This window comes from Rheinheimera sp. A13L (assembly GCF_000217935.1).
GTDB lineage: Bacteria > Pseudomonadota > Gammaproteobacteria > Enterobacterales > Alteromonadaceae > Pararheinheimera.
In genome coordinates this window covers 1-25,366 of sequence record NZ_AFHI01000028.1, presented here as the reverse complement: position 1 = coordinate 25,366, position 25,366 = coordinate 1, and the positions used below count along the sequence as shown (strand labels likewise).

The following is a 25,366-nucleotide window of genomic DNA, read 5'->3' as shown; positions in this document are numbered from 1 at the left end:
GGTTCTGTGTTGGCTCATCACCTGACCATTAGGAACCAACTTATACTCAGTGCCGGATTTTTCAATGGCCAGATGCAACAAGGCGATAGGATAGCTGCCTCTGGCATCCCCAAGCATTGACATAGGCCAGGAATAGATCACTTGCTGTGGTTGTGCGTTGCTTAAAACGGGTAACAGCAGCAAAAGAAAAGGCAGGAGTCGGAGGCTAAAGTGGGTCGCCATTGCAGACATGTTGTGCACTCCTTTGCGTTTATTCAAAAACTATAGAACATTTCAGCTTCAAGGTTAGGCTGCTGTCTTAACATGATGTTATTCCGCCGATTATTTTTGGTTATACTCAGCGCAAAAATTGAGAGCAGGTAAAGAGATGACTGATGAATTAAAAATTGAAGATATGGTACCGGGTGAAGGCAAAGCGGCTGAACGTGGCGCTTTAATTACTGCCCATTATCGCGGCTGGCTGGAAGATGGCACAGAGTTCGATTCATCCTATAAAAGAGGCGAAGCTTTTCAGTGCATTTTAAGTAACAACAGAGTTATTCAGGGCTGGATTTTAGGCCTAAAAGGCATGCAAGTGGGGGGCAAACGTAAGTTATGGGTGCCCGCCCATTTGGCCTATGGTGAACGCCAGATTGGAACTATGATCCCACCCCATTCAAACCTGATTTTTGAAATCGAACTGTTGGAAGTGCTGACGCGGGACTAATGATTTCGTTGTGAAACACAGCTGTTTTGTTATCAGTAGGTTATAAACTTGAAACCACTTACATTGGTTCGTCGTATAGCTCCGCTCTTTATCTTAATCTAGTTGATAATGATTCGTATTGATGTATTATTCGCCCAACTTTATTGGGGGGGGGTGATCATGGCTTTACGACAGAAATTCAGAAAGCTGCCAGTGGTAGTGGCAGTGCAATTGGCTTGTATGGTGGCTGCAGTTCAGGCCGCTGATGATCAAGCCGAAAAAGAAATTGAAAAAATCACTGTAGTGGGCAACTACACAGTCAATGAAAACATTGATACGGCCACAGGTTTAGGTTTGTCTTTGTTTGAAACGCCTCAGTCTGTCAGCGTGATTACCTCACAACGTATTATTGATCAGGGCTTCAGTGGTATTCATGAAGTCATTAGCCAAACCGTTGGTGTGTCGGCTAAACAGTTAGATACCACCCGCAATACTTTTAGCGCCCGTGGTTTTGATATTGATAAATATCAGATTGATGGTGTGCCTTTAGCCTGGAGTTTGGCGGGTGACTCAGGTGAAACTATCGCAGATGTGTCTATTTATGAACGCATTGAAGTGGTGCGTGGCGCAACGGGTTTATTAACAGGTGCCGGCGACCCTTCGGCTTCGATCAACCTGGTGCGTAAACATGCTGATTCTGCTGAGCTGACAGGTTATGTCAATGCAGGTATTGGCCGCTGGAATAACAGATTTATTACCACGGATCTTTCCACTGGCTTAGATAGTCAGGGAGATGTGCGTGTGCGTTTTGTTGCCAAAAAAGAACTGGGCGACAGCTTTATGGATATCCCTGAAGACGATAAAACAGTGCTCTATGGCATAGTAGACGCCGATTTAACCGATCAGACCTCTGTTAGTTTTGGTAGCAGTTATCAGGATAATGACCCTAAAGGTTCAACCTGGGGTGGTTTAGCAGCCTGGTTTAGCGATGGTTCACAAACCAACTGGGACAGAAATATCACTTCAGCTGCAGACTGGACTTACTGGGCATCAACCAACGCCAACACTTTTGCCAATCTTGTGCATAACTTTGCCAACGGCTGGCAAGGCAAAGTGAGTTACAACCATACGAAAAATACCGCAGATACCCAATTACTTTATATGGTTGGCTCACCAGACAAAGAGACAGGTTTAGGTTTGTCACCATGGCCTTATAAAAGCTCAGGCACCAGTCAACAAAACAGCCTTGATCTGCAATTAAAAGGTGATTACCAGTTATTAGGCCGCAGCCATGAGTTTGTGGTGGGTATGCTAAAGAGCGATCAGGAAGCTGAAACTGTCACTTTTGGAGTGCTTTCGGCTGAAACTTCAGTAGGTAACTTCTATCAGTGGAATGGCAAAAGTTATCCTGAACCTCTCTGGTCAACGACCAGTTCAGTAGCTGTAGATTTGGAGACAGAGCAGGATGGTTATTATGCAGCCACCCGTTTTTCTCTGACCGATGATTTAAAACTGATAGCCGGTGGTCGTTTATCAAAGTGGGAACGAACTGGCGTTAATTATGGCGTGCCGGAGAACTTCGGCGACGACAGTGTGTTTGTACCTTACGCTGGTTTAATGTACCAGCTCACTGCAAACCACAATGCCTACATCAGTCAAACTGAGATTTTTAAACCACAAAATGCCCGTGTAGCTTCAGGCGCTTTTATTGACCCGCTGGAAGGCACTAACACTGAATTGGGTTTAAAAAGTTCTTTTCTCAATGGAGCAGTGCAAACTGCCGTCGCTGTGTTTAAGGTAGATCAGGATAATCTGGCACAGCCCATTGGTACTTTCCCGCCAGTGGGAGGTCGACCTGCTGAAACTATGTACAGTGCTGCTCAGGGTGTGGAAAGTAAAGGCTTTGAAGTGGAGTTGATAGGGCGGTTAACGGATAGCTGGAATATCTCAGCTGGTTATTCTCAGTTTAAAGCCGAAGATGCTGCCGGTACTGAAGTGAATACCGATCACCCACGTAAAAAGCTGAACCTGTTTACCACTTATGACTTTGTTAATGAGTTAGAAGGTTTAGTCATTGGTGGTGGTATCAGCTGGGAGGATGAACAATACAGCGGTACAGCACCAAAAATCCTGCGGCAGGACTCCTACAGTCTGGTTAGTCTGATGGCACGTTATGAGGTGACAGAACAGTTATCTGTGCAGTTTAATGTCGATAATCTGTTTGACGAAACCTACTACAGCCAGATTGGTTTCTTTGATCAATACGGTTATGGCACACCACGTAACTTCACTTTAGGTGCAACTTACTCTTTCTAAAGTGATGCAGATCAGAGTCCTGGCTCTGATCTGCAAGTCCGTTTCCGTAAGACAAGGGCCAGAGTTAACACTCTGGCCCTGATTGTTGCGCTCAACCTAAAGCGTAATCCACACCAGCACAAATCACCGCAACCTGAGCTGCATTACATTGCTCCGGGCTGGCTTTTGGGCTGTCTGGATAAACTTCCGTTGTAGTGACAAATTTGGCATCTGTCATGCCGCCACAAAGCCCTAGAGAGCGTTTCGGATAATTCACTACCCCAAACTGTGCGAGTTTTTCGCCTATCAGGCAGCCATTTTCATCGGCTTCAGCTATATGAGTGACTTTTTGTACCGCTTCGATAATAGCGCGTTGGAAACCGGGCTCCGGCTTATCAGTGTCCCCAACCAGATAAAACCCATCAGGGATATTCCAGTTGTGATTGACCATGCCATCCCGTGCTGCTTTAGCCGGACGGAATTCGCTGTTGTCTGAGTCTGTGGTTTCATGCAAATCGGTATGGACTAAGATTTCTCCGGCATGTTGGCGCACAAAATTCATTGCCAGAGTAGCTTCATCGGACTGACTTTCAGCGCCAAAGGAGCGGTTTGGATCTACTGCTTTTGGATTCCAGCGGTTAATGGTTTCATAACCCCAGGGGCTTATGCAGGGCAACACCAGCAGATTGACCTGTTCGCTGTAACGGCTGAATTCTTCTTTAATAAATTGCAAAGCACCTTGCACCCCACTGGTTTCATAACCATGCACACCCCCGGTTACCAGCACTATTGGCTTATCGGCTTGCCAGTTTTTACTGCGCACGGCAAAAAGCGGATACAGAGGTAAATCAAAACTGCGGTAGTCCAGAGCGCCGTAGCTCACCAGTTCTGCCGTATCAGGCAAATACTGGCGAAGTGGGGTAACTACTTCATCTGCATAGCTGCGTTTGATCTGCTGCTCACTTAACCACTGCTTTTTTTCCGCCTCGCCCCAGGGCGTGCCTACAGTACCTATGTGATAAATAAAGTCTTTGTTTGGGGTGGTCATACCGCACCTTTTTGTTTTATATGAATTTGTTGTTATTCAGTGGTCATTTCATCGGCAATTTGCAGCAGACTGGCGGCTAAAGTTGCCGGGTCTTGTGCACCGGATATCAGATAACGCTGGTTGATCACAAAAGCCGGTACTGAACTGATCCCCGCTTGTTGGTAGTGCGCCTCTTCGGTGCGCACTTCTTCACTAAACTGGTCTGTTTGCAGCACTTTAAGCGCCTCATCCGCATTAAGTCCGGCTTTATCCGCACATTTTTGCAGAACTTCAGGGTTTGATACATCCTCTGCAAAACCAAAATAGGCCTCAAACAAAGCTTGTTTCATAAAGGTTTGTTTATTAAAAGCCGCTGCCCATTTCACTAACCTGTGAGCGTCAAAGGTATTGCAGGTATAACGTTGCTGCATTTTATCAAAGTTAAGGCCCAAATCAGCGGCCACCTGCATCATCGACTGTTGTGATGCACGCATTTCGTCTTCACTGCGGCCATATTTTTTACTTAAGGCGGGCAAAATTGGTTCTGGAACCAGCTTCGGATCCGGGTTTAATTCAAAAGCGCGCCATTGAATGCTGACGTCGACTTTATCTTTGATGCTGTCCATGGCTTGTTCCAACCGGGCATATCCTATGGCACACCAGGGGCAAGCGATATCGGACACTAAATCTATATGCAGGTTTTTCATTACGGATCCTGAAATCACTAAAGATAGTGAGCTTGATCTGGTTACGTAGCTGATAAATATCAAGAGCTGTACAGGCATTGTCATGGAGAAAGGAGATGTAGAGCAGGAAATACCAGACGGGATCAAAGCCCGGCTGGTATAAACAAAAAGTCAGTTTTCAGGCTGCAGCACAGCTCGGATTAAAAGCGGTAATTGATACCTGCGCTGATGCTGTCCACATCCAGGTTATCTTCATCATCACCTACTTCTGGCAAAACAGCGTATTCAAAGGTGAAGCTCAGATTAGGTGTAAAACGCAATTCCGCGCCAGCGCCGTAAATCAGACCATCTTCACTGTGACTATCGCGTAAAGTGTCGCCATCATTGACTTTAAAGTCGTATTTGGTTTTATTAAAACCAGCCATGCCATAGACAGACAAAGTTTCCAGCACAGGCCAGGATGCTTTACCCAAGACTGAGTAGCTGTGGTCGACACCTACTTTTGCAGAGGTAAGTGCGCTTGAATATTCTTCGTCCTGTATACCTAAACCAAAACGGCCTTCAATGGCGAATACGTCATTAAACTGATAACCAGCGACCGCAGATAACACGCCAAAGTCCCAGGACACGTCATCAACACTTTGTTGACTGTACTGAGCGCCGAAATAATAAGGTTGCTCTGCCTGAGCTGAAAACACTGCTGCTGAACAGCCGAAAGCCATCATGGCTACTGCGATTTTATTTAACATATTTTTCCTTAAATAATCTTTTGAGAAAGCCTCTCTATGCAGAGAGCAGGCTAATGTCCTTAATTGGACTGAAAGCACTTTATGTTAGTAACTGTGAATGAAAGATTAACAAATATGTGGCTGATGTATTTCTTTTTGTCACGGCAGAATGGACTCATTATTTGAGCTTATTCAAGCCTAAAGCGAGTTGCCGGATCCTTTAAAGAGATTTGTTAAAAAAAGGACTTTGGAGCTCTGGGCAAAAGTGCGTTTACCCCCAAAGCTCTTATACTCAAAGCAAAGCCTGTTCTGGAGTTTTATTTGTGCAAAAGCTATGGCTGATGTTGCTGTTTTGCATACAATCTTTTGTCACTATGGCAGAACCTCTGATTTTAGTGGACGCTGTAGCGCTGCTCAAGGGACCGGCTGAGAAGGCGGGGATCGAAGGCTTAGCACTGCGCCGCATTATGAGTTATTACCCTGGCGAATACCAAATTGAAGATATCAGCCGTAACAGAGCCCGGGCTTGGGTGAAAAGCCATAGCAGTGCTTGTATTCCCTGGTTAAAGAAAACGGCTGAACGAGAGCAGGATTTCCTTTTTACTTTGCCCTATATGCTGGAGGACGCTCTGCAACTTGTGGTGTTAAATGGGTCTGAATGGCAATCAATTTTAGATAAAACCGGCACTATCTCTTTGCAAGAGCTTTTAACACAGAAAAAGCCTCCGCTTTTAGGCATAGAGGCGAATCGTAGTTATGGTGCCAGGCTGGATCAGTTGCTGGTCAGTTTGTCCGGTAGCAGAGCTATTTATCTGCGAAGCAGCTCCAGTGAAGCTGTGGGTAGTTTGCTACCTATGCTGGAAAAAGGCTTTATTCAGTTAATATTAGAGTATAAAAAAATAGCGGACCGCAGTGGCCTGGATTTGCGTTACTACTCGTTGGAAGAAGCCGAAGCTGTCAATATGGTTTATTTTGCCTGTTCAAAAGGAGTCACAGGCCAAGCAGTAGTGGATCTGTTAGATCAGGCTATTCAAAAAGCCAGTCAGGACAAAGAGTACAGAAGTCTGGTTTTGTCAGGACTAAAGCCGGAGCTACGTCAGTATGCTTTGCAACTATGGTTAGAAAGCCTTCAGCATCATTAGCGGGTGGCATTCATTTACTCAGCCCCTGTTTTGCTCTACACTTTGCGCGTTTTTTATACAGGAGGCCTTATGGCAAAAAAACCAACGGCTGAGCATGGCCGCGGTGAGATCCGGGATAATGCACTCAAAGCTTTAGTCACCAGTAAATTATTTCAGATGCAGGTGGTGAAAGCAAAAAAAGGCAAAGGCTCATACAGCCGCCAGAAGTTTAAACAAGGGCAGAAGTGTGATCACTCTGCCCTTGTTATTTCTACTTTTTAAATCCTGTTATTTCCACTTCTTTTCCTCCGCTTGCAGCGTTTATTCAAACCATAAATCAACTTATCTATACGGAATAAAAGATCCGGAGAAATAACTTTGTATCCTGCATGAATTTCAGCAGAACTCTCCAGCATATCTGGACATCTAAAGGTTTGTGTCCGTGTTTAATCTGCTGCTTTGCTCCGCGCTTTACTGATCTAAAGTAGAAGTATGACAGTGAGGTTATTTAGCTGAAATTCAGGCAAATCTGTCCATGGAATACCAGTTTTTGTTGTAAGGGTAAAATCCAATGTTCACCAGTACAGATCGCTTCTGTGCTGCACGATATTGGTTGTGGTGTGAATATCTGCCATCACAGGTTCGACAAAACTTTCCGTCAGCAGCGCGCCAACGGTCAGGCAATGTTCAGAATAATAGTGACTGCATACAGCTGCTGGCGTAGCAGCAATAACAAAGCAGTCTTAAACCAGGATTGCAGCATAATTAGTTTCCCTCCTGAGCCGAGCGGATTAACTGGTTTGCTGACTGCTGTAAACACTTTCGCAGCGGCAGCAACAAAGCACACAGCGACAGGCAAATCAAACTACCAGCGCTGATCAGCAATAGTTCCAACAGATACTGTTCCATGGTGTGCTGCACTTGCTGATGAAGATAGCCACGCACTGTTAACACCAACAAAATGCTGCTCAGCAAGCCAGTGAAAAACGGCAGGGCATTGTCGCGCAGGAACAAGCGAACTATATAGTGTTTACTGGCGCCCAGAGCCAGCCGGATGCCAATCTCACTGGTGCGTAGTTGCACGTTATAATGAATAACCCCATACAAACCTACAGCAGCCAGCAGCAGCGATAGCAGCGTCAGCACTATGGCAGCTGCTGCAGTCAGATACTGGCTTTTCAGCAGGCGGGCTTTTTGTTGTTCTAATGAGTCCAGCTGATAAATCACCAACATATCGCTGACTTGTTGCAATGTTGCCATCAACTGATGTTTCTGTAGTTGTTGCCCTGATTTCAGCACCAGGGTAAAGCTGCTGCCGCTATTCATAGGTCGGTAAACACGTGGCGGCACTGTTGCTTCACCAGGCTTCTTCAAGCCTTGCACCACACCAATAATAGTAAAGGAAGCGTCCGCACCTGCGCTCAGATCAAAAGACAACCGTTGACCAATAGCCGAGCCATCAGGATAAAGATGCCTGGCCAACACATCATTAATGATCAGGGCTTTGTCAGCGGTTTGTACTTGCTGTTTGCTGAAATCTTGCCCTTCCAGTAAGGGTTGGGCTGTCACCTGGAAAAAATGTTCATCAACAATTTGGGCCTGTGGTAACACAGTTTTTTGCGAGCGCTCATCAATCAGTGACCAGGTATTGCTGGCACTGACCAGCGGCGACATAGCGCGGCTAACCGCCTCAACCTGTGGCAACAGCCGCAGTTCTGTAGTGAGCTGACTAAGCACGGCATTATATTGTTCAGGCACCAGTGGTTGAGGTGTATTTAGCCGGACGTCCAGGTTCAGCAGATCTGCGGTCGCAAATACCTGCTGATCGCGAATGCTGCTGACTGCACTAAGCAAAAATGTCAGATTAACCAGCAATAAGAAACCAGCGACCGCGACCTGACTATACACCAGAGCTTGTCTGACAGTACCTGGGGTCTGAGCCGCACTGCCTTTGCCGCTTGACGTCAAATGGGCTTGCAGTTGTCGATAATTCAGTTGACCAAGGCTCAGCAGTTTTGCACTGCACCATGCAAACAGCATGGCCAGACCCAAGGTCAATGCAATGGCCAGCAGCAAAGGGCTATAGCTGATGCTGTCATAACCGGAGAGTGGTAATACATCGGGCAGGTTATGCCGGATAAACCAACGCCCGACCAGCGAAATACCCCAGCCGATCAGTGCCGAAATAGCCATTAGCACTGCAATTTCGCTCAACAGGATCAGGCGAACTTGTGCTGGTCTGGCTCCGAGCGCAGCGCACAATGCCAGCTCTTTATTTCGCTCCGCCGCCCGTGCTAACAACAAATTGGCGATATTAGCTGTGGCGATTAGTAATAAGGCGATGGCAGCTGCCAGCAGCAAATAAGCGGCCAGATTACTCTCACCAAAGATCACCTGACGCAAGCTGCTGACCTTCATCTCAACCCGCCAGCCCTGATAAAAAGGGATGGCCGCCACTTCCTGTTGCCATGTGCGGTCGACCAGATCGGTCAGGCTTTGCTGTGCTTGCTGCAGCGGGATATCCGCTTTGAGTTTGCCAATAAAAATTCGTGGATTCGCTCTATCTCCCCAGCGACTGCGGATTGACTCCGTCGCTGGGTTAAAGTGCCAGGGTAGCCAGATGGCCGTTTGTCGGCCGGATTGAGCAAGCGCAGGCTCGACAAAATCAGCCGCTAGCACCCCAGCCACCTTGTAGCTATTGCCACGAATACTGAGTACTTTGCCAATAATGTCGGGGTCGGCTGAATACAAAGATTGCCACACCGAATAACTTAACACCGCGACAGGTTCTGCCAGATCCGGATTGCTAACGGGATGAAATAACTGACCAAGCTGAGGCCAGGCTCCCAGCGTCTGAAAAAAATCAGCTGTGATGTAACTGGTAGCCAGTTTGGGCTGAGCAGGGTGTGACACCAATACTTCATCATCATAGTGGGCCAGACCGACACTGGAGAACAGGGCCTGATCCTGCTGTTGCTGCTGATACAAATGCATCAGGCTGGCATAACCATAGGCATTCACATTGGGCAGGCCGGACTTATCAATCTGCAGTTGTTCTACTTTATACAGCTGCTCCGACTCAGGATAAGGTAAGGGCTGCAACACCAGATAATAAAACAACCCAACAGCGTTTAATAAAATACCCAGCGTGATACTCATCGTCAGCACAATGCTGAGCGCAAAGCCCCGACGTCTGTGCAAATTTTTCCAGGCTGTTTTAAGCTGATATACAAACATAGTGCTGATCCTTATTCTTATAGTTGTTGGCGGATGCGGTTCATTATTAATGTGAGCCATGCCGGTGCAACCTTTATGGCTTCTTTTGCATTTTGCTGTTAAAGCTCTGCTGTACCACGCAAAGCATGCACTACAGGCCGGCGTAGCAAGGGTCGCAAGCAACCCAACACAATCAGCGTTGTTAATAACACCACCGTCAGCAGAGACAACCCGGCATTCAATGGCGCTATCTGTAACTGCGACGCAAAGCCAAACGACCAACCCCACTGCTCGCTCAGCTGCAAAACGCTATAACCAGCAGCCAGCAACAGCACTGCCCATAGCAAGGGTTTTAAACTGTCGATTAACGTCAGACGCAGTAAATGCTGTGGCCGCGCGCCGAGTGATTGCCGTACCGCCAGTTCGTATTGGCGCAGCTGAATTTGTGTGCGGATCACCGCAAAAATACCCAGACCTGCTAAAGCCAGCGCCAACAGCGATAAGGCTGCAGTCACCACAGTGGCCACTTTGGCATCCTGAGTATGTACCGAAAAAATCTCAGCACTGGTATTAAAGTGGAATACTTTCAGCTGCGGGTGTACCTTGGCCAGTGCCTGATTGACCCCGTCACGGCTGAGGCTTTGACCATCTGGTAACCTGACCAGCAAATGTGGAAATGCAGAAGACAGTTGTGGCGTATAGACCGCGGCACTGCTGGTGTGGCCGGGTAGCGTTAGATCAGTGACGATGCCAATAATGCGGCGTGACGTGGTGGCGCCTCGCAGGTAGAGCGGTTTGTCGAGCAGGCTTATGCTGCTGTCTGCCCCCAAATCAGTTGCCAGTTGGCGGGCCAGACTGCTACTTATCAGTACCACGTTATCTTGATTCAGGACTTGCTGTGGGCTGAACAGCTCGCCACTTTGCAGTTGTAGCCCCAACGCCTGCAGGTACTCTGTATCACCGCTGTAACGATTCGCAGCAACAAACGTGGTTGCATCCGCTTGCCAACTGACCGAGGACATTGGAAATCCGGCCTGCCAAAAAGAGATCGGTGGGTAACCGCCCAGTCCGGCAAGCCTGGCGTTGCTTTGTTGTTTCACCGCTTCAGCGGCCTGGACAAACAATTGCCGGCTCTCAGCAGGAGGTAAGCTGTCGAGTAATGAACCCTGCGTCAGCGCCACCTGATAGGTCTGTAAATCAAGCCCGGACGGCTGGCGTAGTTTGGCAAGCGCCTGCACAAAAATTTGACTGCAATAAATCAAAGTGACCAAACAAAACAGCGTTTGCGACATCAATAGCAATTGGCGGGTGCGCCCTGACACCTGCACTGCCGAACCTTTACCACTTTGCTGCAGGCTTTGTTGCAACTGGCGGTAATTGAGCTGCCGGGTTAGCCACAGCGCCAGCGTCAGGCAAAGCACAATCAACAGGCCAATCGCAAACAGCACGCTCAAAGCCCCGCTGCTAAGCTCCTGCAACCGCGGCAACGGCCCGGCGTAACCTGCTTGTAAGCTCTGATAACAAGCCTCTGCCACACTCAGGCACAACAGCAAAGCCGGAATGGCCAATACTGAAAATTCAAGCAGATATTGGCGAAACAGATGGGACGCCCGCGCACCCAGCGCAATGCGGATGGTCAGCGATCGTTGTTGCGCCATTGCCCGGCCCAGCACCAGATTGGCAATATTGGCGATAGCAATTGCACAAAGCAGCAGACTGCCCGCCAATAAACTCAGGCTCAAACCAGCGGCATCTCCCAAAATACGGCTACGCACTGGTTCCAGCCGCCAGCGCACTGAGCTATTCTTCAAAAAAGCATTAGTTTGGTTGGCTGCAGCAAATTCTGGCGCTGCCCATTGTTCAAAACTATGGGCTAACTGCTCCGGATTACTCTCCGGCTTGAGCTTCAGCAGCAGATGAATTTGATTGCTGTTAAAGCTCCAGTTTGTGGCGCCCACATCATGAAAATCGTAGCTGAGCCAAACTTCAGTCGACCAACCGGGCGCAGCCAGCACAGGCTCAACAAAATCATTTGCCAATACGCCGATAATTTTAAAAGACACTCCACGAAATTGCAGTGTTTTACCCAGCACATCGGTAGCACCGGCAAAATGTTGTTGCCACACCGCATCACTGAGGATGGCTACCGGCACCTGGCTATCCAGACCTTCATTTGGCTGTAAATGCCGGCCCAGCGCCAGCGGCGCGCCAAACATCGGTAAGAACTCCGGTGTCACCAAACCGACATTAAAAGACGGATTGCCAGGCAGCTGTTGTTCTACATCAATACTGATATTGTGCAGCGCTTTGCTTTCAATCTCCGGCCAATCTTGCCGGTAAATATCCAGTTGCGCTTGCGACGGCAGCCACTCCGGTGATACCTCTTTATCTTGCTGCCACTGACTACCACGCACCAGATGCAGCCGCTCGGCATCCGGGTAGGGCAAAGGCGCCATAAATAGTTGATAATTCAGATTAAAAGTAGCCACCAACGCACCCAGCGTCAGGCCGAGCGTCAGAATAATGGTCAGTGCATACAGTTGTTGGCGGTGCAGCAGCAGGGACGCCGTCTGAAACCAGGAATGAAGTGAAAAGTTCTGCATATTATTGTCCTTGTAATGCATAGATGGCTGGCTTGCGGATAATGCCCCACACCGATAATAAAGAAGTTAGTACCGTCAATAGCACAATCAGCAGTAGTGGCACGGCAAAACCGCCGGCTGACAGTTCAACCATCAAGGTGGTTTGTTGCAGACCCAACCAAAGGGCAGCCAGCAGTACGGCGGCGAGGACTAAACCTGCCAGCACCGGTTTCAGATTTTCCCCCAGCAACTGGCGTAAAATTGTCAGAGGCCTGGCACCAATCGCCATTCGAACTCCAAGCTCAAAACGGCGCAGTTGCACGCTGTAGCTTAAAACGCCGTAGATACCAATGGCAGCCAGGACGAAGCTTAAAACGACCAGTGCTGTTGTTACGGCCGCGGCCAGATAGTTGCTTAGCAGTACCCGGTCAACATTATCTTTAATGCTATAAATACTGGCGGCACGAAAGTTCAGTGAAACCTGGGCCATCATTTGGTTCAGCGCCGTTTTATCGATGTGCATGCCGGGTTTCAGGTGCAGCAGCAAGGTGCTGTTGTTAATCAGGTTGCGGGGTATAAAACTGCGAAAAGGCTCCTCGACCGACCATTCATCGGGCAGGTTATGGTTGGCACTGATGCCGATAATTTCATAAGCCAGACCCTGGCGCGAATACAGCCGCTGCCCCAGCACCTGACCATCAGGCTGTAGCTGCTGTGCAAAAGCCTGATTGATGATCACCACCGGCGTCCGTGCTGTCACTTCCTGTGCGCTGAAGTTGCGGCCCTGCAGCAATTGGATATTAAACAGCGGTATAAAATGCTGATCGGTGGTGGTGATCCTGCTCTCGACAATATGGTCCGGATTGTCCATCGCTGGTAAAAAGGTCATGGCACTGAAGGTGCCAGCATAGGAAATCGGCGCATCGTTACTCACCGAAGCCTGTTGTACCGCAGGGTGTTGCCGGAACACATCGGTGATCTGCATCAGTTCATCTTTACGCAGGTTGCTCGCCATTTGTCGTTGTTCAGTTGTCAATGAACTGTCCGGCCTTGGTGTTGTGTCATCGATGGCAATTTGAAAACGCTGTTCACTGCTAAAGCCAATGTGCTGACGTAACTGATCCAGCGATTGCAATAAAACCTGAGCGCTGCAAACCAGCAACAACGCTGCCAGCGCTACTTGCGAACAGATCAGTAGCTGGCGGGTATTACTGCTGATCTGCAAACCACTGCCTTTGCCACTGCTTTGCAGGTTTTGCTGCAATGCCTTGTAGTTAATTTGCCGGCTGATCAGCTGTGCAAATAGCAGCGCCATCACTGCGGTTGTCAGCAGTGCAAATACTAAGGTCGGCCAGTCAAAACCTAATGCTGACAGGCGGGGCAAGGTGCTGGCTGCATAGCTTTGCAGCAGCCAATAAGCGCTTTGTGCTACGCCCAGTGCCAGCAGTAATGCTGCGGCCAGCAAGCAGCCTAATTCCGCCAGAATCTGACTGAATAAGTGATGACGCTGTGCGCCCAGGGCCGCCTGAATGCTCATGGTTCTTTGCTGCTTAGCGGCGCGTGACAGCAGCAGATTGGTGATATTTGCCGTGGCAATCAGCAACAACATCAGACTACCGGCCAGCATCCATAAAGTGCGGCCGCTGCTGTCGCCTTGCAGCAACTGCCGCAGTGGTTCGGCACTAAACAGCAGGCTGCGGCCAGCTTCGCTGGCATTCGCGGCATTGACATCCTGATACTTACTGTTCAGCTCTGGCGCGATCTCCTGTTCAAAGGCCTGGCGCTCTGCGGCGTTTTTTAGTTTGCCCAGGTAAAAATGCCAGCCATTAAGACTGGCTGGACTGATGTTTTGTTGGCGTGGATTCATATCCCAGGGCAGCCAGACATCGGTATGGCGCGACGGGCCAAGCAATTGCGGCTCGCTGAAAGCGGCCGCGGCAATGCCAACAACGGTGAAATCGATGTCACCGATGCGTACTTTTCGGCCAACCAGCGCCGGATCAGCATTGTAATGGTTACGCCAGACGTGCTCTGTCAGCACGGCCACGGCATTCTTGCTGCCGATATCTTCATCGGCACTAAAAGCGCGGCCTTGCACCATCGGCATCTGGAACATCTGCATATAACCCGGGGTGGTGTAACTGACCTGAACCTGCGGGCTGTCAGCCAAATCGCGTAACGTCATGGCCAGCGTTTGATAACGCAGTAAGGCATGGGCACTGAGTTTATCGGACGGTTTGTCATAAAACTGCTGGATCAGACCCGATGGCATAATGCGTGGGTATAATACAGAGCCGTCTTTATCCAGCCAGGCGGTGCTGCCTACGACCAACTGCTCTTCATCAGCATAAGGCAAAGGTGCCTGCAAAATCTGATAATTCAGGTTAAACATCGCAATCAAAGTGCCGAGTGTCAGCCCTAACGTCAGCACTACTGTGGCCGCATAACCTTTGGCTTTGCTCAGCGCATACAGCGCAGTAGAAAAATCTTTGATGGTCAGCATCTTATTGCCCCTGCAATGCATAAATGGCGGGTTTTCTGATAATGCCCCACACCGATAAAAGCGAGGTGAGTGTGGTCAGTAGCACAATCAACAGTAGCGGCAGGGCAAAGCCGCCAGCCGACAGTTCGACAATGAGCGACGTTTGTTGCAGACCCAGCCACAGCGCTGCCAGCAGCAATGCCGCCAGTGCTAAACCAGCACTAACAGGTTTCAGATTCTCACCCAGCAACTGCCGCAAAATAGTGGCAGGCCTTGCGCCTATCGCCATCCGTACGCCCAGCTCAAAGCGGCGCAGTTGTACGCTGTAACTCAGCACACCGTAGATGCCGATGGCAGCCAGCAACAACGTTAACAATGACAACCCGCTGGTCACGCCCGTAGCCAGATATTTAGCAAACAGAATGCGTTTGACATTGTCTTCCAGCGAGAACACTTCAGCAGCACGGTATTGTGGCTGAACTTGTTGCATGATTTGATTCAGTTCGGTTTTAGCAATGGTCATACCTGGCTTTAGCTCATACAGCAGGGTGTTGGCTGCGCCTACCTGGCGGACGCTGTAAGCCCGCAACGGCTCTGTTGTGGCATATTGATCTGCAAGGTTAAAGTCTGAAACAACACCAATCACTTCCCATGGCGCTTCAGCCCGACCTATACGTTGCCCGACAGCTTGTTGATCCGGCCAGGTTGTTCTGGCAAAGGTTTCGCTGACGATTAATACATAACTGTTGTCATGGATATCTTGCGCGGTAAAGTTGCGGCCACTGAGTAATTTGATGCCAAATAATGGCAAAAAATGCTGGTCAGTGTAGGTCACTCTGGCAGTAACAATATTGGTTAGATCATCAGGGGTTTTTAACCAGCTGCTTTCAGCGTAAACACCATCAAAATTAGCTGGCGCAAAGTTGGCGAGTGACACGGCATTGACTGCCGGATGTTGGGCTAACGCATTACGTACCTCCGCCAGCTCACGTTTTTTCTCTTGAATTCTGGCAATGCGGGTTTCCTGGGTGAGCACGGGCGCGGTTTCATCAATATCGATTTGATAAATATTTTTGGTATCAAAGCCCACATCCTGGCTCAACTCAGCGATGGACTGTTGCATCACTGTCATACAAACAACTAACAACACAGCAGTGAGCGTCACCTGACTGATAATTAACAACCGGCGCACTTTTGCTGATATTTGCAGGCCACTGCCTTTGCCGCTGCTCTGTAACTGAGAGTTCAGCATGCGGTAGTTAATGTGCCGTACCACCAGAGCAGCAAAGGCACCACCGAGCAGGGCCGTCACCACCACTGCAAAAGCCAGCGTTGGCAGATTGAGCTGTAACTCGTTGACTCTGGGTAAATAGACTTCAGCGGCCTGTTGCAATAAACGGTACTCTGCCTGAGCCACAACCAAAGCCAGCAACAACGCAACCAGCAGCAGGAGCGCCATTTCGGCAAAAATATGCATAAATACATGCTTTTTCTGGGCACCTAAGGCTGCCTGAATCGCCATATTGCGCTGCTGGCGCACTGTTCGGGATAGCACCAGATTGAGGGTGTTGACACTGGCAATACACAGCAAGACCAGACTGCCCACAAATAACCACAGCGTTTGGTTGCTGCTATCCCCCAACAGCTTTTCTCTGAGCGGTTGCGCTTCAAAACTGATGCTGAGGTTAGCCGGGTTTAGACGATCGGCAGTTGCGTCCTGAAATTGGCTGTTCAATTCCGCTGTTAGCTGTTGTGACACGCGTTGATAATCATCAACTGATTTAAGTTTACCAAGTAAAAACTGCCAGCCAGTCATACATGATCTGCCGTCTAACCCTCTGGTACAAGGGGAAGGATTAAAGTCCCAGGGTAGCCAGATATCATTGATCCGGGTTGGGCCAATCAATCGGGGTTCTACAAAATGGTCAGCAGCTATACCCACCACTTTAAATTGGTTAGCGGCAATTTGGATGCTTTTTCCCAGCATAGCCGGATCCGCACTGTAATGCTGCCGCCAGACCCGCTCGCTGATGACCGCAACTGCAGCATTCGAATTTTGATCTTCTTCAGTACTAAAAGCCCGGCCATGCAGCATAGGCATCTGGTACATCCGCATATAACCAGGGGTGGTATAGGCTATTTGCACCTTGGGTGTATCGGCTTTATCACGCAAAGACGCTGCCAAATAAGAATACGCTAGCAGTGCAGTGTCTTCAAAAGTACTTTTATCCTGTTGATAAAGCGTTTGGAGCAAAGGCACGGGGGATGCATAATCGAACTCCATCACATTGTCTCTGAAGCGCGGCGTTTTACTGACGATCAGCCGCTCTTCCTCCATGTAGGGCAAGGGGGCCGCAAGAATGGTGTAATTCAGGTTAAAGGCGGCCAACAGTGTGCCAAGGGTCACTGCCAGAGTCACAACGACTGTGGCCGCATAACCTTTGGCTTTACTCAGTGCATAAAGCGCTGTTGAAAAATCTTTGATAGTCAGCATCTTATTGACCCTGTAATGCATAAATGGCGGGTTTGCGGATAATGCCCCAGACCGATAATAAAGAAGTTAGTACCGTCAATAGCACAATCAGCAGTAGTGGCACGGCAAAACCGCCGACTGACAGTTCAACCATCAAGGTGGTTTGTTGCAGACCCAACCAAAGGGCAGCCAGCAGCAGTACTGCCAGCGCTAAACCGACGCAAACAGGTTTCAGGTTCTCGCCGAGTAACTGTCGTAAGATAGTGGCGGGCCTGGCACCAATCGCCATCCTTACACCGAGCTCAAAGCGGCGTAGTTGTACGCTGTAGCTTAAAACTCCGTAAATACCGATGGCAGCCAACAGGAAGCTTAAAACAACCAGCGCAGTGGTGACTGCTGCGGCCAGATAGTTGCTCAGTAAAACCCTGGTAACATTGGCTTCAATGCTATGCATATTGGCTGCGCGATAATGCGGCGATACCTGTGCCATCGCCTGGTTAATGGCTGTTTTGTCTATCTGCATACCGGGTTTTAGCTGCAACTGCAGACTGGCGGTTGTGCCTATATTGCGGGTTAAATAACTGCGGCCGGTTTCTTCCGCCGACCATGCATCTGGCAAATGGTGATTAGCGCTGACGCCGATAATCTCAAATGCCAGGCTGCCGTCGGTCGAATACAGCATTTCGCCAAGCACATTGCCGTCGGGCTTGAGTTGTTGCGCCAGCACCTGATTAATGATGATTACCTGTGCCTGTGCGGCCACTTCCTGCGCCGTGAAATTACGGCCCTGTATTAACTTAATGTCAAACAGCGGTAAAAAGAACTGATCGGTGTAAACGGCACGGCTGAACAGTTGCTGGTTGGGGCTGTCCGGCGACGGGATAAAGTTGGCAGAGCCATAGTAACCATCAAACGAAATCGGCGGGTAATTACTGACCGACACCGCCTCTACTGCCGGGTGTTGCTGCAATGTATCCCGCACCTGCATCAACTCGTCCTTTTGTTGGCGGTATATCGCGCGGCGTTGCTCCAGCGGCAGGCTGTCATCCGGTGTTGCGGTAATATTATCAATCGGGATTTGATAGCGATCTGAGCTGGCAAAACCCACTTGCTGGCGCAGCTGTTGCAACGACTGCAACAACACCTGCGCGCTACAGATCAGCAGCATGGCGGCCAGCATCACCTGAGCGCCTATTAATACCTGACGGGTGCGGCTGCTGATTTGTACACCACTGCCTTTGCCGCTGCTTTGCAGGTTTTGTTGCAGCGCACGGTAATTAATTTGTCGGCTGATAAGCGCAGCAAAACCCAATGCCAGCAGCGAGGTCGTCGCCAGCGCAAAGGCCAATGCTGGCCAGTCAAATCCCAACTCTGCCAGTCTTGGCAGCATGGCACCGGCGTACAGTTGCAGTAAGTGATAAGCACCTTCGGCCACGATAAAAGCCACTACCAGGGCGCTGCTCATTAACCAGCTAAGCTCAGCCAGCACTTGCCCCAGTAAATGATGGCGCTGAGCCCCCAGAGCGGCCTGAATACTCATACTGCGTTGCTGGCGGGCGGCGCGGGACAATAATAAGTTCGTGATATTGGCAGCGGCGATCAGTAATAACAGCAGGCTGCCGGCCAGCATCCACAAAGTGCGGCTACTGCTGTCCCCTTCTAACACTAAACGCAGCGGGTCGGCATTAAACACCAGGCTGCGGCCGGCCTGTCTGGGTAACGCAGCGATATCGTCCTGATACTGGCTGGCAACTTGCGGTCGCAACTCCTGCTCAAAGGCCTGGCGTTGGTTGGCGTCTTTAAGTTTGACCAGGTACAAGTGCGCGCCACTTACGTCACCTGGACCAAAGCTACTGCCAATGCTAAAGTCCCAGGGGAGCCAGATATCATTGCTGCGGGCTGGCCCGGTCAAGCGGGGCTCGATAAATTCGGCGCCGGCTATGCCCACCACTTTAAATTGCTGGCTGCCTATATGTACACTCCGGCCTACCAGCGATGGGTCGGCGTTATAGTGCTCGCGCCAGATTTTTTCGCTCAGCACTGCTACAGGTTGCTGGCTGCCGATATCTTCTTCTGCATTAAAAGCCCGGCCATGCAGTATCGGCATCTGGAACATTCGCATATAACCTGGCGTGGTGTAGGCAATCTGCACTTGCGGGCTGTGCGGCAGATCCCGCAGTGTTATACCAATGTAAGAAAAACTAAATAAGGACTGATCGCTTAAATGTTCTGAGGGGGTCTGGTAAAACTGGCGGAAAATGCTCACCGGCAGCATACGCTGATACATCACTGTGCCGTCTTTATCCAGCCAGGCTGTACTGCCTACCACCAATTTATCTTCATCCGCATAAGGCAGTGGAGCTGCCAAAATCTGATAATTCAGATTAAACATCGCAACCAGGGTGCCTAGCGTTAAACCAAGCGTCAGCACTACTGTTGCGGCATAACCTTTGGCTTTGCTCAGCGCATAGAGAGCCGTGGAGAAGTCTTTGCGAGAAATCATGTTATTGTCCTTGTACCGGAGATATCCGACCGGTATTGATTTGTCCTTGGTTCTTTTCCAGCAGTGAGACCAACAGCGCAAAAACCAGCAGACATAATAATTGCAACAAGCCAAATACCAACAACAGCCAGCTGCTTTGCAAAGGCCAGACGCTTCGTAAGGTGGGCAACAAATTCAGTAAGCTGATAAACAGGCTTAAGCTAATACCGCATGTAAAAAGTCGGCTGAGTTGCATCCTTCACTCCTTGTTTGGCAGCTTGTACTGCGCAATGCTGCGGCTGGCCGCTATGAACACAGTTACCGAGCCGCAACCTGGCGTAAAGCTGTGGTGTGTTGTTGGATAGGTGTGCCGTCACTATCCAAAATACGCCCATCCAGCAGATGCAACTTGCGGCTTGCCATATCGGCATAACGAGGGTCGTGAGTTACCATGCAAAGGGTGGTACCGTTATTATTCAGTTCACACAACATATCCATCACGGCGTCGCCATTTCTGGAGTCCAGGTTACCTGTAGGTTCATCGACTAACAGCAACGCCGGGCTGCCGACTAAAGCGCGGGCTATGGCGATACGTTGCTGCTGACCACCGGATAACTGGTTAGGTCTGTGACTCGCTCTGTGAGTCATATCCACAGTTTTCAGACAAGCCATCACACGATCTTCAATCTCAGATTTAGCAACAGACTGGCGGCGATAGCGCAGCGGCAGGGCTATGTTGTCGAATACTGTCAGTTCATCTATTAAATTAAATGACTGAAAGATAAAACCTATTTTTTCATTGCGGATAAAAGCCGCCTCGCTCAGACTTAAACCGCTGACTTCCTTGCCTTCAATTTGATAACTGCCGCCGCTGGGCATATCCAATAAACCAAGCAAAGACAACAAAGTGGATTTACCGCAACCTGATGGGCCGCAAATCGAAACAAAGTCGCCTGAAGAAATCTGTAAATCGATACCCCGTAACGCATGGGTTTCCATTTCATCTGTGGCAAAAATTTTGGTGATGCCCTGCATCAGAATAGTAGGGTGTTGCATAAAAGTTCCTTTGCTTAATAGTCTTTAACGCACAACGCTGACTGTGTCTGCGTCCTGAAATCCTGCCATGTCGGATAATACAAATTGTTCACCCTCAATAGCACCTTGGTGTAGTTGTAAAAAACGCCCGGCTTCGTCACCAAACTGCACTGCGGTAGCGGATAAGGTATTAGTGTTTGGGTCCAGTTTAAACAGCCTGGTCTGACTATGACTTTGGCTATTCACCGGACGATCAAGGTATAAAGTGTTCGTCAGCTCTGCGGTAAAAATTTGTGCATCTATGTTTAGCTCAGGGCGGGCAGAGGTAGGTATGGCGTCAACAAAAGTGAGTTCCACTTCTATAGTGCCTTCGACGACCTGGGGCGTTACCCTGCTGACCACTGCATCTGCTTGTTCACGCCTGGTGTTAATTCTGGCTTTTTGGCCGGGCCGGATTTGTTCGGCTTTGCTTTGGGACACCCGCACCAGTGCCAATAAATCCTTATCGCTGCCAACTAAAGCCAGCTCCTGACCTGCGGTTACACTTTGGCCCAGTTCAACCGGAACTCGTTGTAGTACACCTTCAATCCCAGAGCGCACTGTCAGTTGATCGAATCGCTCTTTTAAACGTTGCTCACGGGCAACAGCCTGATTCAGTTGTTCTTGCGAAATGGTCAAAGCTTCCTGATTGACCAGCTTAAGCTGATCCAGTCGCTTCTGTTGTAACTGAACTTGTTTTTCCAGCTGAGATTTCTCCAGCACTGTGGTCTGAAAACTTAACTGTGAAACTATGCCCTTAGCTGCCATTTCCGCTTCTGCGCTGTGACGTAATACCAGCATTTGATAGCGGGCATCTAACTCGGCAAAGCGGCCTTCTTCGGTCAGCATGTCACGCTGGTTGTTTAAGTGCTGACGGCGGAAATTGGCATGTTCCTGCGCTGTGGCCATGCTGGCTGTTTCAATTTGCTGCATCAGTTCCGGATCACTTAAACGCAGGATGATGGAATCTGCTTGCACTACAGCGCCTGCTTTTAATACCACTTCTTCCACTGTGGCTGGTGCTAAGGCGCTGATCAGTTTTTGTTTATCTGAACGCAATACGCCATAACCATCCACTGTGACCTGCAGATCGCCTCGCTTTACAGTACCCAGCAATAAACCGGATTGTTCAATTTTGTATTGATGGCCAGGAGATGCAAACAAAGTACCCATCAGGACCAAAGCTGCCAGCGCACTAACAACTAACACTGGCTTCTTCCAGAGAGCTGCAGCTTTTTCTTTTTTTATATCCATACTGATTTTTCCGCCTTGCCTCTTGTAGTTGAATCTAAGCACAGCCCGTCGAATTGTTGCAGTGAGACACTTCAAATCGCCGCAGCTATGCTTTTTTAGTTGAGCAAAGGGTATGCCATCATGTAATTGTATGATTTATATGGAAATTTGTTGGTTGTTTAGAAGGTGGCGTCCGGGATCGGACGCTCTGAGTCCGGAATCGGACATTTAAATGGAGAAAAAGAATCAATCTTGCGGCAAGAATAAAGTAGCGCAAGAGCCTGTAATGCCATCAGTTCTGTTGGTCAGGTTCAGCTCGCCTCCGAGTTGTTCAATGATCTGCCGGCATAAGGCTAAACCTATGCCCTGACCCTGAGGTTTAGTACTGTAAAAGGGTACAAATAAATCTTGCTGGTTACTAAGGCCAGAGCCTTGATCCAACAGCTGAATTTCAAGGTTGTGGTTTTGCCGGATAAAGTTAAGTTGTACTGTTCCTGCCGGGCTACCAGCTTCAATGGCATTTTTTATCAGGTTAATCAGCACCTGTTGCAACAACATCTGATCACTTTTAAACACCAGCTCTGTACCGCTGGCTTGTAGCTGATACTGCTGAAACAATAGCTGCAAAGAGTGAAACAATTGTCCGGCATTAATCTGCTGGTGCTGGATCCGTAGCTCTTTATTCAGTTCAGCATAACGGCTAACAAAATCCTGCAGATGCTGGCTGCGTTCGCGGATCAAGGCCAGAGCGTCCTGATCACGGCCCGGTGGTAATTTCTGCTGTAAATGTTCTGACAAACTGAGCACCGGCGTCAGTGAGTTACGAATTTCATGGCTCAGAACCCGGATCAATTGTTGCCAGGCTTGAAGCTGAGTTTCCCGCAAAGCCGCCTGAATGTTAATAAACACCAGTAGCTGGTGGCGTTGGCCTTGATCCAAAAAACGGCTCTGGCGGATCTGCCATTGTTTTGCCTTCTCTTTATTGACAAAATTCCAATGAGGCAGGGCGCTCAACCCCAAACTTTCTGCCGTCGCATGGCGCATACTTTGCCAGGGGCGGCCAAACAATTGGCTGAATTCGTTATTGGCGTAACTCAACTGCTGTTTATGATCAAATACCAGAATAGGGGTGTTTAATTGATCAATAAGCCGATACAGCAAAAACTGTTGTTCATCAAAATAGCTTTTCCGTTGCTGTAACTGTTCGCTGAGCTGCTGTAACTGGAGTTGCAACTGCGCTGCTATCCCTTTCTGAAACACAGCTTTAGCCTGCAAACTGTAATCCTGATTTTGCATCGCTTCTAACTGCACACTGGTGCGACGAAAAGCAGCAATAGTTTGGCGTCTGGTCAAGTGCTGCCACCTGGTAATGAAAATAAAAGCACAACAGCTACTAAACCAAACCCACCAATGGGGCCAGAACCAGCAAAGCAGAGTTGCCAGTATCAAACAAAGCAAAACAATCAGCAGTGATTGCTTACGGCTTTGCGCTTCTATGCTGTCAGAGTTCCAGGCCATGTTTTTCCAATCTGCGGTATAAAGACGACTTGGTAATACCAAGCTTTTCAGCAGTTTTTTGTTTATTGCCCTGACAAAGTTGTAATGCCTGACGGATCAAGGTCAGTTCAGCCTGTTCCAGTGTCATCAAAGGTAAAACTGCTGCTTGTGTTGTTACAAATTGTGGTTCATCCGGTAGTGCCAACTCTTTGAGTGAGATCTCTTTGCTTTGGGTTAACAACACGGCGCGTTCAAGCAAATGACTCAGTTCTCTGATATTGCCAGGCCATTGATACTGTTGTAACCGGTTTAATGCGCTGTGATGCAAAGCCAGGCCGGTTTTGTGGTAACGCTGGCCATGCTTGTGCAGGAAAAACTGGCAAAGCGGAGCTATATCTGCAGGTCTTTCTCTTAAAGGGGGTATACGGAATTCCAGAGTATTAAGGCGGTAATACAAGTCCTGACGGAACTGACCATGTTGGATCAAGGCTGAAAAATCAGCATTGGTTGCCGCAATCAGTCTTAGATCGCTGTGTTCAGTCTGGCAGGATCCTACGGCCTCATACTGGCCTGACTCCAGTACTCGCAACAACTTCGCTTGTTGCCCCAAGGGTAAAGTGGCGATTTCATCCAAAAACAAAGTGCCACCTTTAGCCAGACTAAAACGTCCGGCTCGAGCTTCTTTGGCATCGGTAAAAGCTCCCTTTTTATGACCAAAGAGTTCGCTTTCAAATAAAGCCTCAGGAATAGCTGCCATATTGACTGAAATCAAAGGCCCTGCTGATCGGCCTGAATGCTGGTGCAGCCATTGTGCCAGCTGACTTTTTCCTGTGCCGTTTTCGCCGGTCAGCAGAATGTTAGCTTCTGTTGCTGCTACGGTTTGCAACTGCTGCATCAATGTCAGCATTTGTGAGCTTTGCCAAATGAGCTCAAGTGGGGGAGATGACAGCTGTTGGTGCAGGGCTTTATTTTGCCGTGTCAGGCTGGATAACTTTAATTGCTGCTGCAAAATTTGCTGTAAGCGCTGGTTGTTCCATGGCTTTTCAACAAAATCACCGGCACCTGCTTGCATCGCCTGCACTACTAAGGTGGTATTGGACCAGGCTGTCATAGCTACGACCGGAATGTCGTACCCTTGTTGTTGCAGGTGCCGTAAGAAACGCAGCCCCTCATCACCTGAAGTGGTATCCAGCTGAAAGTTCATATCCAGCAGGATCAGGTCCGGTTGTTGTTGTTGCAGCCATTCGCGGGCCTGTACAGGGTTTTCCAGTTCTTCAATTCGGTAGCCCAGATCTTCCAGCACAAAACGGGCTGCAAGTCTGACTTCGCGGTTATCCTCTATAAGCAGGATCAGGGGCTGATAATCCGGGCGCGTGTGCACCATCTATAATTTCTCCATCTTCTTCTATATATAGAGCGGCTCTATATAGCTTGGTTAAGCTGATTGCTTCATTGCATATGCGGCACTATAGCAAAAGCATTAGCAAAATAGATGCCGAAGCAAAAAACCAGATCATTTTCTCGTTTAACTACATAGCTTGATCGTCAGGATCCGTTTGAGGATCCGTTTTTTGAGCAGCTTTTGTCTGGAAAATAAGCATAAAAACCAGATCCGGTTAAAAACTAAGCGGTCGAACAGCTTTTAGCAAAAAAGATCTTGCGGCTTAGTCTCAGATCTCTATAATGCGCTCCATCGACAGCGAAGACGGTTTCCAAAGTGAAATAGTCAGCTGCTAAAGATTCTGAAAGTTGTTGATTATAAACAACTTTCGCTTCAGTGAAATG

18 protein-coding genes are annotated in these 25,366 nt (G+C 48.9%); 4 read left to right on the top strand and 14 right to left on the bottom strand.

All coding sequences use genetic code 11. The features are described 5' to 3' along the window. The coding region (locus RHEIN_RS14400) for a hypothetical protein (protein WP_008899709.1) at positions 1-231 on the bottom strand (231 nt) is incomplete at its 3' end. A gap of 136 nt (positions 232-367) precedes the next feature. Here RHEIN_RS14400 and RHEIN_RS14395 point away from each other — a divergent pair. Both RHEIN_RS14395 and RHEIN_RS14390 read left to right on the top strand, forming a co-directional pair. Beyond that, a complete protein-coding gene (locus RHEIN_RS14395; RefSeq protein WP_008899708.1) occupies positions 368-706 on the top strand; it encodes an FKBP-type peptidyl-prolyl cis-trans isomerase in 339 nt (112 codons plus the stop codon). 159 nt (positions 707-865) lie between these two features. Continuing rightward, on the top strand, positions 866-3,001 hold the full coding sequence (locus RHEIN_RS14390; protein ID WP_040555236.1) for a TonB-dependent siderophore receptor: 2,136 nt from the start codon (positions 866-868) through the stop codon (positions 2,999-3,001). 91 nt (positions 3,002-3,092) lie between these two features. On the opposite strand, the gene RHEIN_RS14385 is transcribed toward RHEIN_RS14390, so the two are convergent. The 3 genes from RHEIN_RS14385 to RHEIN_RS14375 form a co-directional block, all read right to left on the bottom strand. Continuing rightward, positions 3,093-4,028, bottom strand: a complete 936-nt coding sequence (locus RHEIN_RS14385) for a M14 family metallopeptidase (protein WP_008899706.1) — start codon at positions 4,026-4,028, stop codon at positions 3,093-3,095. Between the two features lie 32 nt (positions 4,029-4,060). Further along, positions 4,061-4,714 carry a DsbA family oxidoreductase gene (locus RHEIN_RS14380; RefSeq protein WP_008899705.1) on the bottom strand — a complete coding sequence of 218 codons (654 nt, stop codon included), beginning with the start codon at positions 4,712-4,714 and terminating at the stop codon, positions 4,061-4,063. A 179-nt stretch (positions 4,715-4,893) separates the two neighbouring features. Next, entirely contained in the window at positions 4,894-5,442 is a 549-nt protein-coding gene (locus RHEIN_RS14375) for an outer membrane protein (RefSeq protein WP_008899704.1), read from the bottom strand. Between the two features lie 302 nt (positions 5,443-5,744). Here RHEIN_RS14375 and RHEIN_RS14370 point away from each other — a divergent pair, with 302 nt between their 5' ends. Together RHEIN_RS14370 and RHEIN_RS14365 are read left to right on the top strand one after the other, a co-directional pair. Beyond that, positions 5,745-6,563, top strand: a complete 819-nt coding sequence (locus RHEIN_RS14370) for a hypothetical protein (RefSeq protein WP_008899703.1) — start codon at positions 5,745-5,747, stop codon at positions 6,561-6,563. Positions 6,564-6,632: 69 nt separating this feature from the next. Continuing rightward, on the top strand, positions 6,633-6,824 hold the full coding sequence (locus tag RHEIN_RS14365) for an alternative ribosome-rescue factor A (RefSeq protein ID WP_008899702.1): 192 nt from the start codon (positions 6,633-6,635) through the stop codon (positions 6,822-6,824). 483 nt (positions 6,825-7,307) lie between these two features. On the opposite strand, the gene RHEIN_RS14360 is transcribed toward RHEIN_RS14365, so the two are convergent. From RHEIN_RS14360 to RHEIN_RS14315, 10 genes are all read right to left on the bottom strand, one after another. Then, the gene (locus RHEIN_RS14360; protein WP_008899701.1) at positions 7,308-9,779 is read right to left on the bottom strand and encodes an ABC transporter permease; all 2,472 of its coding nucleotides are present in this window, start codon (positions 9,777-9,779) and stop codon (positions 7,308-7,310) included. Between the two features lie 98 nt (positions 9,780-9,877). Beyond that, positions 9,878-12,361 carry an ABC transporter permease gene (locus tag RHEIN_RS14355; protein WP_008899700.1) on the bottom strand — a complete coding sequence of 828 codons (2,484 nt, stop codon included), beginning with the start codon at positions 12,359-12,361 and terminating at the stop codon, positions 9,878-9,880. Position 12,362: 1 nt separating this feature from the next. Beyond that, positions 12,363-14,843 (bottom strand): ABC transporter permease, encoded by a 2,481-nt coding sequence (locus tag RHEIN_RS14350; protein ID WP_008899699.1) that lies wholly within the window; start codon positions 14,841-14,843, stop codon positions 12,363-12,365. A gap of 1 nt (position 14,844) precedes the next feature. Beyond that, a complete protein-coding gene (locus RHEIN_RS14345; RefSeq protein ID WP_008899698.1) occupies positions 14,845-17,316 on the bottom strand; it encodes an ABC transporter permease in 2,472 nt (823 codons plus the stop codon). 1 nt (position 17,317) lies between these two features. After that, a complete protein-coding gene (locus RHEIN_RS14340; RefSeq protein ID WP_008899697.1) occupies positions 17,318-19,798 on the bottom strand; it encodes an ABC transporter permease in 2,481 nt (826 codons plus the stop codon). Position 19,799: 1 nt separating this feature from the next. Then, positions 19,800-20,033 carry a hypothetical protein gene (locus tag RHEIN_RS14335; RefSeq protein WP_008899696.1) on the bottom strand — a complete coding sequence of 78 codons (234 nt, stop codon included), beginning with the start codon at positions 20,031-20,033 and terminating at the stop codon, positions 19,800-19,802. A gap of 62 nt (positions 20,034-20,095) precedes the next feature. Further along, positions 20,096-20,833: an ABC transporter ATP-binding protein gene (locus tag RHEIN_RS14330; protein WP_008899695.1), complete on the bottom strand. Its 738-nt coding sequence runs from the start codon at positions 20,831-20,833 to the stop codon at positions 20,096-20,098. 24 nt (positions 20,834-20,857) lie between these two features. Then, entirely contained in the window at positions 20,858-22,105 is a 1,248-nt protein-coding gene (locus RHEIN_RS14325) for an HlyD family secretion protein (protein WP_008899694.1), read from the bottom strand. Positions 22,106-22,330: 225 nt separating this feature from the next. Further along, complete coding sequence (locus RHEIN_RS14320; protein WP_008899693.1) at positions 22,331-23,437, bottom strand: sensor histidine kinase; 1,107 nt, start codon at positions 23,435-23,437, stop codon at positions 22,331-22,333. A 148-nt stretch (positions 23,438-23,585) separates the two neighbouring features. Further along, positions 23,586-24,965, bottom strand: coding sequence for a sigma-54-dependent transcriptional regulator (locus RHEIN_RS14315; protein WP_008899692.1), 1,380 nt, complete (start codon positions 24,963-24,965; stop codon positions 23,586-23,588). Positions 24,966-25,366 lie beyond the last annotated feature (401 nt).

Coding starts and splice junctions, on each gene's coding strand:
- RHEIN_RS14350 (WP_008899699.1), bottom strand. CDS start 14,843: ATGCTGACCATCAAAGATTTTTCTACTGCGCTGTATGCGCTGAGCAAA.
- RHEIN_RS14375 (WP_008899704.1), bottom strand. CDS start 5,442: ATGTTAAATAAAATCGCAGTAGCCATGATGGCTTTCGGCTGTTCAGCA.
- RHEIN_RS14340 (WP_008899697.1), bottom strand. CDS start 19,798: ATGATTTCTCGCAAAGACTTCTCCACGGCTCTCTATGCGCTGAGCAAA.
- RHEIN_RS14355 (WP_008899700.1), bottom strand. CDS start 12,361: ATGCAGAACTTTTCACTTCATTCCTGGTTTCAGACGGCGTCCCTGCTG.
- RHEIN_RS14380 (WP_008899705.1), bottom strand. CDS start 4,714: ATGAAAAACCTGCATATAGATTTAGTGTCCGATATCGCTTGCCCCTGG.
- RHEIN_RS14315 (WP_008899692.1), bottom strand. CDS start 24,965: ATGGTGCACACGCGCCCGGATTATCAGCCCCTGATCCTGCTTATAGAG.
- RHEIN_RS14325 (WP_008899694.1), bottom strand. CDS start 22,105: ATGGATATAAAAAAAGAAAAAGCTGCAGCTCTCTGGAAGAAGCCAGTG.
- RHEIN_RS14360 (WP_008899701.1), bottom strand. CDS start 9,779: ATGTTTGTATATCAGCTTAAAACAGCCTGGAAAAATTTGCACAGACGT.
- RHEIN_RS14345 (WP_008899698.1), bottom strand. CDS start 17,316: ATGCTGACTATCAAAGATTTTTCAACAGCGCTTTATGCACTGAGTAAA.
- RHEIN_RS14395 (WP_008899708.1), top strand. CDS start 368: ATGACTGATGAATTAAAAATTGAAGATATGGTACCGGGTGAAGGCAAA.
- RHEIN_RS14330 (WP_008899695.1), bottom strand. CDS start 20,833: ATGCAACACCCTACTATTCTGATGCAGGGCATCACCAAAATTTTTGCC.
- RHEIN_RS14365 (WP_008899702.1), top strand. CDS start 6,633: ATGGCAAAAAAACCAACGGCTGAGCATGGCCGCGGTGAGATCCGGGAT.
- RHEIN_RS14390 (WP_040555236.1), top strand. CDS start 866: ATGGCTTTACGACAGAAATTCAGAAAGCTGCCAGTGGTAGTGGCAGTG.
- RHEIN_RS14335 (WP_008899696.1), bottom strand. CDS start 20,033: ATGCAACTCAGCCGACTTTTTACATGCGGTATTAGCTTAAGCCTGTTT.
- RHEIN_RS14385 (WP_008899706.1), bottom strand. CDS start 4,028: ATGACCACCCCAAACAAAGACTTTATTTATCACATAGGTACTGTAGGC.